The organism is Thiocystis violacea (assembly GCF_016583575.1).
GTDB lineage: Bacteria > Pseudomonadota > Gammaproteobacteria > Chromatiales > Chromatiaceae > Thiocystis > Thiocystis violacea.
Genome location: NZ_NRRG01000001.1, coordinates 109344 through 123592 on the forward strand (window position 1 = coordinate 109344; position 14249 = coordinate 123592).

Sequence of the window (14249 nt, forward strand, 5' to 3'; positions counted from 1 at the left end):
GCCAGAATCCAGGTTCCCGAGTTCCCGGCTCGGGACAACCAGCGTTTCCCGTGGAAGGATCGCCGGGCCAAGACCCCTCCGGACCGCTTCTGATGGAGTGACTCGTGGACATCGCCGAACTGCTCGCCTTCAGTGTCAAGAACAACGCCTCGGACCTGCACCTCTCGGCCGGGCTGCCCCCGATGATTCGCGTCGACGGCGACATGCGACGGATCAATGTCCCGGCCCTGGAACATCGCTCCGTCCACTCGCTTGTCTACGACATCATGAACGACAAGCAGCGCAAGGATTACGAGGAGTTCCTGGAGACCGACTTTTCCTTCGAGATTCCCGGCGTGGCGCGGTTTCGCGTCAATGCCTTCAATCAGAAACGCGGCGCGGGCGCGGTCTTTCGCACCATTCCATCCAAGGTGCTCTCGCTCGATGAGCTCAAGGCGCCGAGTAGCTTCAAGGACATCATCGATATCCCGCGCGGCCTGATCCTGGTGACCGGTCCGACCGGCTCGGGCAAGTCGACCACCCTGGCGGCGATGGTCGATCACCTCAACGATAACGAATACGCCCATATCCTCACCATCGAGGATCCGATCGAGTTCGTTCACATCAGCAAGAAGTGTCTGGTCAACCAGCGCGAGGTCCACCGCGACACCCTGGGATTCAGCGAGGCCCTGCGCTCCGCGCTGCGTCAGGATCCGGACATCATCCTGGTCGGCGAGATGCGCGACCTGGAGACCATTCGTCTCGCCCTCACCGCGGCCGAGACCGGTCATCTGGTGTTCGGAACCCTGCATACCACCTCGGCGGCCAAGACCATCGACCGCATCATCGACGTCTTTCCGGCGGCGGAGAAGGACATGGTCCGGGCCATGCTGTCGGAATCGCTGCGCGCGGTCGTCTCGCAGACGCTGATGAAAAAGACCGGCGGCGGTCGGCTCGCGGCCCACGAGATCATGATCGGCACCCCCGCCATCCGCAACCTGATCCGCGAGGCCAAGATCGCGCAGATGTATTCCGCGATCCAGACCGGCCAGGCCCACGGGATGCAAACCCTGGATCAGAACCTCAAGGAGCTGCTGCTGAAGGGTTTGATCTCGCGCAAGGACGCTCGCGCCAAGGCGCAGAACAAGGATGACTTCATGTAGGGACGGAGGATCCACTTCCAGCCATGGTGGCTGGCTGTTCCGGTCGCCAATGGGCCGGGTCGTCCGCGTATCATTCGAGCGAGGTGAGCGATGGATCTGAGACGCGCGCTGGAGCAACTGCTGGGCGCCCTGGTCGAGAAGAAGGGATCGGACCTCTTCATCACGTCCGGTTGGCCCCCGAGCATCAAGATCGACGGCACCATCTATCCCGCCGCCAAGCAGCCGCTCTCGGCCGATCAGGCGCAGGGAATGGCTTACGAAATCATGAACGAGCGCCAGCGCGCGGAGTTCGAGGACACCAAGGAGTGTCAGTTCGCGCTCGACCGCGCGCCGCTGGGCCGCTTCCGCGTCAGTGCCTTCGTCCAGCGCGAGGCGTGCGGCATGGTGCTGCGCCGGATCGAGACCCGGATCCCGACCATGGAGGAACTCAAGCTACCCTCGGTCCTGCGCGATCTCGCCATGACCAAGCGTGGGCTGGTGATCTTCGTGGGCGCCACGGGAACCGGTAAATCCACCTCGCTGGCGGCCCTGGTCGGCTATCGCAACCATCATAGCTCCGGGCACATCATCACTATCGAGGATCCGATCGAATACGTGCACGAGCACGACGGTTGCATCATCACCCAGCGCGAGGTCGGCGTGGACACGGAGTCCTTCGAGGTCGCGCTGCGCAACACCCTGCGTCAGGCCCCGGACGTCATCCTGATCGGCGAGGTTCGCACCCGCCAGACCATGGAATACGCCATGACCTTCGCCGAGACGGGGCATCTGGTACTGGCGACACTGCACGCCAATAACGCCAACCAGGCCATGGATCGCATCATCAACTTCTTCCCGGAAGAGTCCCGCCACCAGATGTTGATGGACCTGTCCCTGAACCTCAAGGGCATCGTCGCGCAGCAACTCGCCCCCCGCAAGAACGGGCAGGGGCGGCGCGCGGTGATCGAGGTGCTGCTCAACACGCCGCTGGCCGCCGACCTGATCCGCATGGGCGAGGTCCACAAACTCAAGGAACTGATGAAACGCTCCGGCGAGCAGGGAATGATCACCTTCGATCAGGCGCTGTTCAATCTCTATCAGGAGGGCGAGATCAGCTACGAGGACGCGCTCCGCCATGCCGACTCGGCCAACGAGGTACGTCTCATGATCAAGTTGCAGAGCGGCAGCGCGCAACGCGCCGCGACCGAGCGCTCGATCGACGGCATCACACTGGTCGAGGATCAGGAGCCCAACGGGGCGCGTTGGTAGTTGGATCCCGCCGAGTGCCTGGGCGATTTCCGGGAACGTCCGTACCCGATCGGAAGCTTCTGACTGTCCTCGGTCAACGCGCCCCGCGCTGGTTCGGGTCGCCTCGGGATCATCCCGTCCGATCAGCGGGCGCGGGACTCTCTGGAAAGCCCCCAACCCTGTCCCTCCTTGAGCTGGCGCGGAGACGGCCGCTCTTCCACTCCGCGCTAACGTTCGAACACGATCCGCCCGCCGAGGAGCGTCCAGGTCACCCGGCCGCGCATTTCCCGACCCATGAACGGTGTGTTGTGGCCCTGACTGATCAGGGTCTCGGCACTCGGGATCCAGACCGCCTCGGGGTCGAAGACACAAAGATCCGCGCGCTGACCGGGGGCGATCCGTCCCAGATTCCGTCCCAGGATCCTCGCCGGTCCGATCGTGAGCCGCTCGACGACGCCCGCGAGATCGAGCACGCCCTCGGCGACCAGTCTCAGCGCCAGGGGCAGCAGGGTCTCCAGGGCCGAGATCCCGGGCGCGGTTTCCGGGAAGGGGGCGAGCTTGGCGTCCGGGTCGTGCGGCTGATGGTCCGAGCAGATGGCCCCGAGGACACCCTCGGCGATCGCCGCGCGTAGGGCGTCGCGGTCCGCCTGGGTGCGCAAGGGTGGGATCAGATGGAAATTCGCGTCGAAGCCATTCAGTTGCTCCTCGGTGAAAAAGAGCTGGTGCATGCTCGCGTCGCCGCTCGCCCGCACACCCCGGCGCCGGGCCTCCGCCAGCATGGCGACCCCGCGCGCGGTGGAAAGGCCATGAAAGTGGATGCGCGCGCCCGTCTGCTCGGCGAGGGCCAGATCGCGCGCCACGGCGACGGTCTCGGCCGCCTCGGGGATGCCCGGTAGCCCGAGACGGGTGCCGACCGTCCCTTCATGGGCGCAGCCACCCTGGCTCAGGCCGGGATCGAGCGGCATCAGAAAGACGCTGAGCCCGAAGGTCTCCGCGTACTCCATCGCCCGTCGCTGGACCTGGGTGTCGCGGATCGGCCGGTCGGCCTGGCTCAGGGCCGGACAGCCGGCCTGTTTGAGCGCGGCCATCTCGGTGATGGTGCGGCCTTCTAGTCCCTGGGTCATGGCCCCGATCGGCAGGACGCGGGCGAAGCCATGGCGTTCGGCGATCTGATGCACGAGCCGGGCGACGGCCGGGGTGTCGATGACGGGCAGGGTATCGGGCGGGCAGCAGAGCGTCGTGATGCCGGACGCGGAGGCGGCGCGGGTCTCGCTGCCGATGGTCGCCTTCTGCTCGTGCCCCGGCTCGCGCAGCCGCGCGCGTAGATCCACGAAACCCGGACAGACCACCTGGCCTCGGGCATCGAGCGTGCGATCGGGCTGGAAACCCTCGGGAGCCGCGCCGATGGCGAGCACCCGGCCATCGGCGATGTGGATGTCGGCCGCGCCGTCCCAGCCGCTGGCTGGATCGATGAAATGGCCGTGGCGGATACTGAGGCGGGTGGCGTTAGCCATGAAACAGCTCTCCTTGGCCCTGGCTGTTCAGATTCTGGTTGCCGAGGCACATGGACATGACCGCCATGCGGACCGCGATGCCGTTGCTGACCTGTTCGAGGATGACCGAGCGGGGGCCGTCGGCGACCTGTGAATCCATCTCGACGCCCCGGTTGATGGGACCGGGATGCATCACGATGGCCTCCGGCTGGGCGGTGGACAGGCGCGCCTCGGTGAGTCCGAACAACTGAAAATACTCGTGCTCGCTGGGCAGCAGGGCGCTGTTCATACGCTCGCGCTGGATCCTGAGCATGATGACCACGTCCGCGTCGCGCACACCTTCGCGCAGATCGTGATGGGCCGTGACCCCGAACGCCTCTTCCACCCGAGTCGGCAGAAGCGTGCGCGGGGCGATCACGCGCACGTCCGGCACGCCGAGCGTCTTGAGCGCCAGGATCTGCGAGCGCGCCACGCGCGAGTGCAGGATGTCCCCGACGATGGCCACGCGCAGCCGGGTGAAATCCGGTTTGTGACGGCGGATGGTGAACATGTCCAGCATCGCCTGGGTCGGATGGGCATGCCGTCCGTCACCGGCATTGACGATGCACACATGTGGATCGGCATGGGCGGCCATGAAATGAGCCGTGCCGCTGGAGGCGTGGCGCACCACGAACATGTCGACATGCATCGCCTCCAGGTTGCGCAGGGTGTCGAGTAGGGTCTCGCCCTTGGCGGTGGCGGAGGTCGAGATGTTGAGGTTCAGGACGTCCGCCGAGAGCCGCTTGGCGGCCAGCTCGAAGGTGGTGCGGGTGCGGGTGCTGTTCTCGAAGAAGAGATTGGCGACGACCTTGCCGCGACAGAGCGGAACCTTCTTCACGGCCTGCTGGGCGACCGCCAGGAAGCCTTCCGCCTTGTCCAGGATCTCGCTCAGGAATTCACGGCTCAGACCCTCGATGGTCAGGAAGTGCTTGAGATTGCCCTGGGCGTCGAGTTGGGGATTGGGTGTCGTCATCTCGGATTTCGTCTTGGTCCTGGATCCGCGGGGGAGGTGAGGCGCATGGCGGCGATATTGAAGCCTGGCGACAGGCTGGCTGGCAACGGACGGAATGCGCGGTATTTATCGATCGCCACCCGTGTTCCGGTCCATCATGGCGATCGAGACCCGGCTTCAGGCCCTCTTTTGAATCCTGTGAATCATCGACAATCGCGTCGGATCGACTTCGCCGAGAGGAGGCGCCGGCTCATCGATCCGGCTTGTCCCCGGTCTTGCGCGCGGACTGTCCGCGCAGCATCAAGAGAGGCTCGGGACCGCTGAGCTTGATCTGCTCCTCATCGCCGAGGCGTGCCTGAAACCCGACCACATCCGGGGCGACCGGGAGTTCGCGCCCGTCGCGCTCCGCCAGCGTGGCCAGGATCACGGACGCCGGACGACCGTAGTCGAACAGAACATTGAGCGCGGCGCGAATGGTGCGCCCGCTTTGCAGGACGTCGTCCACCAGGATCAGATGGCGGTCATCGATTCCGACCGGCAGATAGGAGGGGCGCACCTGCGGATGCATGCCGATACGGGTGAAGTCGTCGCGATAGAAGGAGATGTCGAGATGTCCCAGTGGCTCGGTCAACCCGAGCCGCTCGTGCAGTCGATCCGCGATCCAGACCCCGCCGGTATGGATGCCGATCATCAGCGGCACGGGGATGCCGCGTCTTGCCATGAGCGCCTTGAGATCGGCGGCCATTTGGGTGATGACGGCCTCGATCTCGGTAGCGTCCTTCCAGATGTCAGTCTTGTTCACCGAGCCAGGTTTCCAGGATGAGGGCCGCCGCGAGCGCATCCACGGCTTCCAGGGTTGGGGTCTTGCGATCGCGCGCCGCGAGCTGGCGATGGGCCTCGATCGAGGTCAGGCGCTCGTCGACCAGATGCACGCTCAGGCCATAACGGCCCTGCAGCTGCCGGGCGAAGCGATGCACCCGCGGCGACCAGTCCACTTCCGTGTCGTCCATGTTGAAGGGCAGACCCACGACCAGCGCGCTCGGCGCCCACTCGCGGATCAATGACTCGATGCGGGGCCAGTCCGGTTTGTCGTCGCGGTTGCGCAGGGTCGTGAGCGGCGTCGCCGAGCGGGTGATGGTCTGTCCCACGGCGATACCGATCTTGCGCGTGCCGAAGTCGAAGCCCAGCAAGGTCGTCATCGGAGCTTCCCCTCGGTGGGTCTGGAACTAGGCGTGACCGGCCTCGCCGCTGAGCAGGTTCAAATCCACGCCGAGCAGTTGCGCGGCGGCCATCCAGCGCGCGCCGGGATCCATGCGGAAGATGATGTCGTTGCTCGCTGGTCCGTTGAGCCAGGCATTGGCGCTCATTTCCTGTTCGAGCTGACCACCGCCCCAGCCGGCATAGCCGAGCGCGATCAGCGTCTGCTCCGGGCCTTCGCCGCTGGCGATCGCCTCCAGGACATCGCGCGAGGTGGTGACGCTGATGTCGGGCGTGATGTTGAGCGTGGAGTCGAAGGAGTGGCCGGCCGTGTGGAGGACGAAGCCCCGATCGGTCTGCACGGGACCGCCCTGATAGACGGGCGTGGCGCCGACGCCGGGCTGGACGCTGGTGATGTCCAACTGGGAGAAGAGCTCTCCAAGAGTGACCTCCAGTGGACGGTTGATCACGATGCCCATGGCCCCCTGCTCGGTGTGCTCGCAGATGTAGGTGACCGTGCGCGCGAAATTGGGATCCTGAAGACCCGGCATCGCGATCAGGAAGTGGTTGGTCAATGATGTGCTGAACGGCATGCGCGTTAGTATCCTGATCGGCTCGCGGAGAGGCAAGAGCGACTCGCCGCCTTGGGGACCGAATCCGCGACTGGATTCGCCTATCGAGTCCTGGATCGAGGTCACGATCATACGGCCGATCCGTCTCCTTGTCCCGAGTGCGTTATCCGTTCGGTCGGCCATCCCGAGCGTGCCTGAGCGGCGCGACCAGGGTTTCGCGCCGCGACGACCAAGGCGATTTCCGGGAAAGTCCCTACCCGACCGAAAGCTCCGGAATGGGACAGGATTAACAGGATTCTTCAGGATTTACAGGATTAAAAACAGCGCTTTATAAATCCTGTCAATCCTGCGAAATCCTGTTAATCCTGTCTATGACGGGGCGGATCGCGGGTACAGGGTTTCCCGGAAAATCACCTAACGCTCCCAGCCGAGGACATCCCCGCGCATGAACTGCCAGGTGCGGATGATGTCGAGCACGTCGGTCTCGGCGGCGATGTCCGCCGGAAAGGGCGAGAACGGGGCCGCGAGCTCGACGATCTGGACCGCCGCCTGATCGAGCAGATCGACGCCGGACGAACGCACCACGCGAATCCGCTCGACGCTGCCGTCCGAGCGCACGGAAACATGCAGGATCAGGCTCCCGTAGAGCCGCTGGTCCTTGGCCGCCTGCGGATAGTTGACGTTGCCGATGCGCTCGACCTTTTGCGCCCAGGCGCTCAGATAGCTGGCGTAGCGGAATTCGCGCGTGCTGGCGCTGACCGATTTGCGGCGCACCCGTTTGGCATAGGCCGAGGATCGGGCCTCCAGACTGGCGGTGAGACGCGCGATTTCCTGGCCCTGGCTGGCCAGGATGCTCGCGGCGTCGACGATCGTCTGGCGAGGAGCGAGCGGATCGGTCACGGGCAGTGGCACGACATCCGAGTCGGCGGCGAGCACGGGCGCGGTTGGCGGCGCCGTCGGCGGCATCGTCATGGCGTCCGGGCGCGCGAGCGGATCCTCGGGGGGGCTGACGTCCAGCGGCTGGGGTGGTTTCTGGCTCTCCGGCTTGGTGACCGGCTCCTCGGGAGGCTCGGGAGCGTCCTCGCTGGAACCATCCGCCTCTGGCGCTGGCTCGGAATCGGCGAATGTCGAGATCGCGGCGGCGCCGCGCGCCGACTCGCCCGCCTGATCGCGCTGTGCGAGCGCGGCCTCGGGCGATGGATGAGCGGTGGCTGGCCAGGTTTCCTTCAGGATCAGGATTTCCAGCGCCGTTTCCGGGGCCGGCCTGGGCACGGGCGGCGCGAGCGAGACACCGCCAATCAGCAGGAGATGGAGCAGCCCGGCCACGACCAGCGCGGCCGTGAAAGGCCCTGTCGCCGCGCCGCTCGGGATGGCGAGCCACCCTGGCGGTTGTGCTGGGTTGGCCTGGACGCTCGTCATGGAAGGCTGGTTCCGGGGGCCTGGAGCACTCCCAGCCTGGGCTCGGTGATCACGCTGTTCTCCTGGTCGTCGACCAGCTCGATGCGATCCGCCATCGCCCGCGTCATGTGCAGCCGACCCTCCAGGTCGACCAGCAGGACGTAGCGAGCAGCCATCCGCGCGGCGATGATCGGCCAGTCCTCGGGTCCCGCGATGAACAGCGCCCTGGCCGCCGCGGCCGCTCCCGTGGCGGTGTCGTGCATGACGGTGACGGAGCGCGTCCGCTCGGCTGGCCAGCCGGTGCGAGGGTCGATGATGGAATGATAGAGCTTGCCCTTGAACATGAAGTTGCGATCATGCTCCGCCACCGTGACCAGCCCCTCGTCGCCGCGGATCGACAGGATGGCCATGACGCTCGACCCGTTCGGGTGAAGGATCGGGATCCGCCATGGCTGACCGCTGCGCTCGCCGATCGCCCGCAGCTCGCCGCCCGCCTGAATGAGCACGTTCCGGATACCCAGATTCCTCAGGTGCTGGATCGAGAGATCGATGGCGTGGCTCTTGACGATGGCGCTGAAGTCGAGGCTCAGGAGGGGGTTCCTACCGGTCAGCCGGAGTCCATCGATGTCGATTTGCCGCATGGCCGGAGCCGCCTCGACCAGGCGCGCGATCTGCTCCTGCGTTGGCGGCGGACGGCCGTTCAAGGGGGCGCTATCGAATCCCCAGAGTCGGATGAGCTGGCCGATGGCGGGGTTGAACAGTCCATCGCTGTCGGATTCGAAGGTCTTGGCCAGCCGGATCAAGGGCAGGATGGAGGGCGGCGCCACGAACGGCTCCCCGCGCGCGAGCCGCTGATTCACGCGCCGCATCGCCCCGGACCCACCAGAGGTCATCCAGTCGCGCTCCAGGTAGGCGAAGTCCTGGGCCAGGATCGCCGAGGCCTGGTCGGCCTGGTCGCGACTCACGCCGACCAGGCTGACATCCACCTGGGCTTCGAAGGCGTTGAATCGGGCGAGGATGACCGGGGTCTTCTCCCGGCAGGCGGCGAGCGTCAGCGACATCAAGAGCAGCACAAGGATGAGCCGACGATGTCCGAAGCCGGTCGAGGGGGACGACAGAAACCGCATTGGGTCGCTCCTCAGTGATGGCGAAAGCCATGGGGCAAGGTAACAGAATGCGCGGGGCGCGGCGGGCGATGCGCGCGCCTCTAGCCACCGCGCGCGACGCGCCCGGCCAACCGCGTCTCGATGCGATCCATCAGGTCGGCGGCGATATCGAGGCCAAAGGCCGCGTCCAGCTCGCGGATGCAGGTCGGGCTGGTGACGTTGATTTCGGTGAGGAAATCGCCGATCACGTCGAGCCCCGCGAACAGGATGCCGCGCGCGCGCAGCTCGGGGCCGACCTGGCCGGCGATCCAACGATCCCGCTCCGTCAGTGGGCGGGCCTCGGCGGAAGCGCCGGCGGCGAGATTGCCCCGCGTCTCGCCGGGCGCGGGAATGCGCGCCAGACAGAATGGGACCGCTTCCCCATCGATCATCAGGATCCGTTTGTCGCCGTCGCGAATCTCCGGGATGAACCGCTGGGCCATGCAGAACCGCTGGCCATGCTCGGTCAGCGTTTCGACGATGACGCTCAGATTGGGATCGCCCGGACGGATCAGGAACACGGAGGCCCCGCCCATGCCGTGCAGCGGCTTGAGGATGATGTCGCCATGCCGGGCCTGGAAGTCGCGGATATCCCCCGCCTGTCGGGTGATCAGGGTCGGCGGCGCGCATTGTGGAAAGAGCGCCGTGAACACCTTTTCGTTGGCGTCGCGCAGGCTGCGCGGATCGTTGACGATCAGGCACCCGCCCCGCTGGGCCTGCTCCAGTAGGTAGGTCGCATAGATGTACTCCATGTCGAAGGGAGGATCCTTGCGCATCAGGACGACGTCGAGTTCATCGAGCGGGAGTCGGGCTTCATCGCCGAAGCGAAACCAACCGCCGGGATCGTCGATGACCTCGATAGAGCGCGCTCGGGCCAGGGTTCGTCCGTCGACCAGGCGCAAGTCCGCCACCTCCATGTACCAGAGCGCCCAACCCCGTCGGCGCGCGGCGAGCATCATGGCGAAGGTGCTGTCCTTCTTGATCTTGATGGAACCGATCGGATCCATCACGAAGCCGACTTGAATGGGCATGGGCTTTTGTTGTCTCAAGGATGATAAGGACTCGTGGAGCGCATTCTGGCTTGCATACCGAAGCGCTTGATTCTAGGATCACCCGCATTCCAGGCGTCAGGAATGCCGGCCGGGCCAAGGTAATCCAGGATCGATGACATCACGCCCTGTTTCCAGAAAGGTGACGCCGTTCGCTTCGCCGCGCCGGTTCGACCATGGTACAACTCTCGACCATGAATCACCGCCCTCCAACTCGCCGCGGCGGGGCGCCGCCTCAGTGACGGATCATGAAGGATAATATCGATGTGCGCGGCGCCAGGATTCTGGTTGTCGACGACAGCAAGACGATTCGCCGGAGCGCGGAGAACCTGCTCAACAAGGCCGGTTACGAGGTCTGCCTGGCGGAGGACGGATTCGATGCCCTGGGCAAGATCGTCAGCTTCAAGCCCGATCTGGTCTTCGTGGATATCATGATGCCTCGGCTCGATGGCTACCACACCTGCGCCCTCATCAAGAGCAATCCCACGCTGAAACACACCCCGGTCGTGATGTTGTCGAGCAAGGACGGGCTCTTCGATCGCGCCAAGGGTCGTCTGGTGGGGGCTCAGCTCTATCTCTCCAAACCCTTTACCGGCGAGGAGTTGATTGGCGCGGTGCGAGCGAATCTGCGCCCAACGCCGACCTAGGTCCGAACCGGCCCCGTGAGCCGTCTCGGCGAATGACAGAGGGAACCGCCGCCAGCGGGCCTGTCTTCGACAGGGTCAAGGTCGGCCGCCAAGGACTTCACGCTGACGAGCTCCAAGCAGGCCATGAGACGTTTCTTTCGAAAATCGAATCCGCAACCCCAGGATCTGAGCGCGGCAGCCACACAGATGGAGACGAACGCGACCGTACTGATCGTCGACGACTCACCGACCGAGACACGTATTCTCTCGAATACGCTCGTGAAGGCCGGTTATCGCGTTGAAACCGCCAGCAATGGAGAGGAAGGCGTCGCGGCCGCGCGCAATCTGCGCCCGGACGTCATTCTGATGGATGTCATCATGCCGGTGCTCAACGGCTACCAGGCCACCCGCCTCCTGCGCCGCGATCCCGAGACCGCCAACATCCCCATCATCATGGTGACGACCAAGGATCTGCAAACCGACCGCACCTGGGGCTTGCGCCAGGGCGCGAGCGATTATCTGACCAAGCCCATCGATAGACAGCTCCTACTCGAACGGATCCGCGCCGCGCTGGATGCCTGATACTCATGTCTAAGATAAACCGCTCCAGAACCGATCTGCACGAGCTGATCCGTAACCTCGACGCGCGTTGTCGGGCCAGGATCGCCGGACTGCCCGACGAGGCCAGGCCGCCGGATAGCTGGGCGGCGGTTCTGTTTCGAGTCCGGAAGCAATTCTTTCTCACGCCTCTGGAGCAGATCGCCGAGGTTCTGGAACTGCCCTGGGAAATCACCCGTGTTCCCGGCACCAAGCCGTGGCTGCTTGGGGTCGCGAACAATCGAGGGACGTTGCTGCCCATCTATGACTTTGCCTCGCTGATCGAGGGTGCGCCGCCACGGGTCGGGAGGCGTGTGCAGGAGTCCGGTCCCGATCGCCGCCGCGAGGCGGTCCGGGGTCGCGAGCGCGTGCTGGTCGTCAGGCAGGAAGACCTGCCGTGCGGTCTGGTCGTCTCCGAGGCCGTGGGTATGCGCTATATCAAGAACGGCGATCGGATCGACGAGATCACGGACGGTCTCGGCCCGAGTCGCGCCTATGTCGATGCCTCCTATCTGCTCGACGGCGCCCCGCTGCCGGTGATCCGCCTGGGACGCATGATGGCCGATCCCCTGTTCAACGCCGCGCTCGCCTGAGCCCGGCCGCCCTGGGCGCTCCTGACTGACGGATCGCGGCCCCATTATTTTTGACGCGCACGGGAGCGCCTAGCCTTCGAAACGCCAGGCGCCTTCACACGAAACGAACGGAACTTGAGTGAACATACAGGCATCGGGAGTCGGCACCAGATGGCGAGGCGATTCAACATGATTTTTGGCCAGGCCGCCAAGGGCGGCGCTCACCCCACAACGACCATTCCGCTGATCCTCGGCGCCTTGCTCTTCGCGGCATTGGCTTTGTTCAGCTATCTGGAACTCGTCAATCTCGACGAACTGAACGCCCGGCAATCGTTCGCCGCGGCGCAACAGAAGACACTGGCCCAGCAGTTGGCCCGTTCGGCTCGCGACGCCGTCAAGGGCGATGCCGACGCGCTGGAGCGGATGCGCCGCGAGCGCCAGGGTTTCCAGTCCGGTCTCGAGACCCTGACGCTGGGACAGGCGGGTGCCATCAATCAGGTGGCGACCGAACAACTGGGCGCGGATCTCCGCCAGGTCGAGCAAGCCTGGAAACCACTCGACCAGGAAGCCGATGCCATTCTCGCGGCGCAAGCACCGATCCTGGCCGTCGGCGCGCGGATCCAGGAGGCCCTGGCGGCGATCCCGCAGGTACGCGAGTCCATGACGACGGCCGCCAAGCGCATCGTCGCCGAGGGCGCGAGCGCGGCTCATTCGCTTGAGGCCGGGCTTCAGATGTCCCGGCTGGAGCGGATGGACTCGGCCCTGGAGCAATACCTGGCCGGCGGCGCCAACGCCGGTCAGGCCCTGAGCGACTTCATCGAGGCAAGCGACCTCTTCGCCGGAGGGCTTTCGACCTTGAGCACCCAGGCCCGGAGTCGCACCGAAGCGGGCGGTTCCCGCCAGTCCCTGGAGGAGACGGCCCGCCGCTTCGCCCCGCTTGAGACGACGGCGCGTGAGATGAGGGAACGGATGGACGGCGCCCGGTCCGCCATCGACCGCTTGCCGGGGGTGCAGGCCGCCGCTTCCAAGGTTGAAACGGCCCTGGAGTCCTTGCTGACCCGCTATCGGGAAGCCGAGCGTCGGTTCCTGTTGGCCGGCGTGCCGATCGGCGCGGGGGTGGTGCTCCTGTTCGCGTTGCTGGCGTTACTGAGCCTCGCCGCGCTGGTCCTGCTCTCGCTGCGCGAGGCGAAGGGACGGGAAGCGGCCTACAAGGCCCAGACGGAGCGCGACGAGCACGCGATCCTGCGCCTGCTCGACGAGTTGGGCGATCTCGCCGATGGCGACCTGACGGTCGAGGCCACGGTCACCGAGGACAAGACGGGGGCGATCGCCGACGCCTTCAACTACGCGATCGAGGCCCTGAGAGGGCTGGTCGCGACCATCAATCAGACCTCCTCCAAGGTGGCCAGCTCGGCCCAGGACAGTCGCTCGATCGCGCTGCGCCTGGCCGAGGCCAGTAGCGTCCAGTCCCTGCAGATCACCCAGGCCTCGGCCGCCGTTCAGTCGCTCACGGTCCAGATCGACGAAGTCGCCCGCAACGCCGGCGAGTCCGCCGAGGTCGCCTCGCGCTCCGTGGAAGTCGCCGGGCGCGGCGCCCAGACGGTGCGCGACACCATTCAGGGCATGGACGCGATCCGCGAGCAGATCCAGGAGACCTCCAAGCGCATCAAGCGGCTCGGTGAAAGCTCCCAGGAGATCGGCGAGATCGTGGAACTGATCGACGACATCGCCGACCAGACCAACATCCTGGCGCTGAACGCGGCCATGCAGGCGGCGATGGCGGGCGAGGCCGGGCGCGGTTTCGCGGTGGTCGCCGACGAGGTGCAGCGCCTCGCCGAGCGCTCGCGCAACGCCACCAAGCAGATCGAGGTGCTGGTGCGAACCATCCAGGCCGACACCAACGAGGCCGTCAGTTCCATGGAGGCCAGCACCGCCGGTGTGGTGGAGGGCGCGAATCTGGCCGAGAACGCCGGTGATGCCCTGCGCGAGATCGAGAATGTCTCGGCCTATATCGCGGAGTTGACCAAGCGCATCGCGGATTCCTCGCAACGTCAGTCGCGTCAGTCCGCGGAGATCAATGACACGGTTCAGGCGATTCGCGCCATCACCGAGGAGAACAACGATGGAACGCGCAGATCCGCGGAATCGGTCGAGGTACTCGCCAGCCTGGCCAGCGAGCTGCAGAAATCGGTGGCCGGCTTTCGGTTGCCCGAGTAACGGACAGGCTCACAAAGAGTAGC

14 protein-coding genes are annotated in these 14249 nt (G+C 65.5%); 6 read left to right on the top strand and 8 right to left on the bottom strand.

Going from position 1 to position 14249, the window contains the following annotated elements; translation table 11 throughout:
- Nucleotides 1-104 precede the first annotated feature (104 nt).
- On the top strand, nucleotides 105-1142 hold the full coding sequence (locus CKO27_RS00470) for a PilT/PilU family type 4a pilus ATPase (RefSeq protein WP_200372686.1): 1038 nt from the start codon (nucleotides 105-107) through the stop codon (nucleotides 1140-1142).
- Between the two features lie 90 nt (nucleotides 1143-1232).
- Nucleotides 1233-2390, top strand: coding sequence for a PilT/PilU family type 4a pilus ATPase (locus CKO27_RS00475; RefSeq protein ID WP_200372687.1), 1158 nt, complete (start codon nucleotides 1233-1235; stop codon nucleotides 2388-2390).
- A 206-nt stretch (nucleotides 2391-2596) separates the two neighbouring features.
- Here the strand turns inward: CKO27_RS00475 and CKO27_RS00480 are convergent, their stop codons facing one another.
- The 8 genes from CKO27_RS00480 to gshB form a co-directional block, all read right to left on the bottom strand.
- Nucleotides 2597-3883 (bottom strand): dihydroorotase, encoded by a 1287-nt coding sequence (locus CKO27_RS00480; RefSeq protein ID WP_200372688.1) that lies wholly within the window; start codon nucleotides 3881-3883, stop codon nucleotides 2597-2599.
- Nucleotides 3876-4874: an aspartate carbamoyltransferase catalytic subunit gene (locus CKO27_RS00485; RefSeq protein WP_200372689.1), complete on the bottom strand. Its 999-nt coding sequence runs from the start codon at nucleotides 4872-4874 to the stop codon at nucleotides 3876-3878. The genes CKO27_RS00480 and CKO27_RS00485 overlap by 8 nt, the downstream gene beginning before the upstream one ends.
- Nucleotides 4875-5103: 229 nt before the next feature.
- On the bottom strand, nucleotides 5104-5655 hold the full coding sequence (gene pyrR, locus CKO27_RS00490; RefSeq protein ID WP_338115808.1) for a bifunctional pyr operon transcriptional regulator/uracil phosphoribosyltransferase PyrR: 552 nt from the start codon (nucleotides 5653-5655) through the stop codon (nucleotides 5104-5106).
- Entirely contained in the window at nucleotides 5642-6052 is a 411-nt protein-coding gene (gene ruvX, locus CKO27_RS00495; RefSeq protein ID WP_200372691.1) for a Holliday junction resolvase RuvX, read from the bottom strand. The genes pyrR and ruvX overlap by 14 nt, the downstream gene beginning before the upstream one ends.
- A gap of 27 nt (nucleotides 6053-6079) precedes the next feature.
- Nucleotides 6080-6643 carry a YqgE/AlgH family protein gene (locus CKO27_RS00500; protein WP_200372692.1) on the bottom strand — a complete coding sequence of 188 codons (564 nt, stop codon included), beginning with the start codon at nucleotides 6641-6643 and terminating at the stop codon, nucleotides 6080-6082.
- Between the two features lie 393 nt (nucleotides 6644-7036).
- Entirely contained in the window at nucleotides 7037-8041 is a 1005-nt protein-coding gene (locus CKO27_RS00505) for an energy transducer TonB (RefSeq protein WP_200372694.1), read from the bottom strand.
- Complete coding sequence (locus CKO27_RS00510) at nucleotides 8038-9147, bottom strand: FAD:protein FMN transferase (RefSeq protein ID WP_200372696.1); 1110 nt, start codon at nucleotides 9145-9147, stop codon at nucleotides 8038-8040. Before CKO27_RS00510 ends, CKO27_RS00505 begins: the two co-directional genes overlap by 4 nt.
- An 80-nt stretch (nucleotides 9148-9227) precedes the next feature.
- Entirely contained in the window at nucleotides 9228-10196 is a 969-nt protein-coding gene (gene gshB, locus CKO27_RS00515; RefSeq protein WP_200372698.1) for a glutathione synthase, read from the bottom strand.
- A 266-nt stretch (nucleotides 10197-10462) separates the two neighbouring features.
- Between gshB and CKO27_RS00520 the strand changes: the two genes are divergently transcribed.
- From CKO27_RS00520 to CKO27_RS00535, 4 genes are all read left to right on the top strand, one after another.
- Nucleotides 10463-10861: a response regulator gene (locus tag CKO27_RS00520; protein WP_200372700.1), complete on the top strand. Its 399-nt coding sequence runs from the start codon at nucleotides 10463-10465 to the stop codon at nucleotides 10859-10861.
- A 123-nt stretch (nucleotides 10862-10984) separates the two neighbouring features.
- A complete protein-coding gene (locus CKO27_RS00525) occupies nucleotides 10985-11422 on the top strand; it encodes a response regulator (RefSeq protein WP_200372702.1) in 438 nt (145 codons plus the stop codon).
- A 5-nt stretch (nucleotides 11423-11427) separates the two neighbouring features.
- Nucleotides 11428-12030: a chemotaxis protein CheW gene (locus CKO27_RS00530; RefSeq protein WP_200372704.1), complete on the top strand. Its 603-nt coding sequence runs from the start codon at nucleotides 11428-11430 to the stop codon at nucleotides 12028-12030.
- A 168-nt stretch (nucleotides 12031-12198) separates the two neighbouring features.
- Nucleotides 12199-14226: a methyl-accepting chemotaxis protein gene (locus tag CKO27_RS00535; protein ID WP_242470653.1), complete on the top strand. Its 2028-nt coding sequence runs from the start codon at nucleotides 12199-12201 to the stop codon at nucleotides 14224-14226.
- Nucleotides 14227-14249 lie beyond the last annotated feature (23 nt).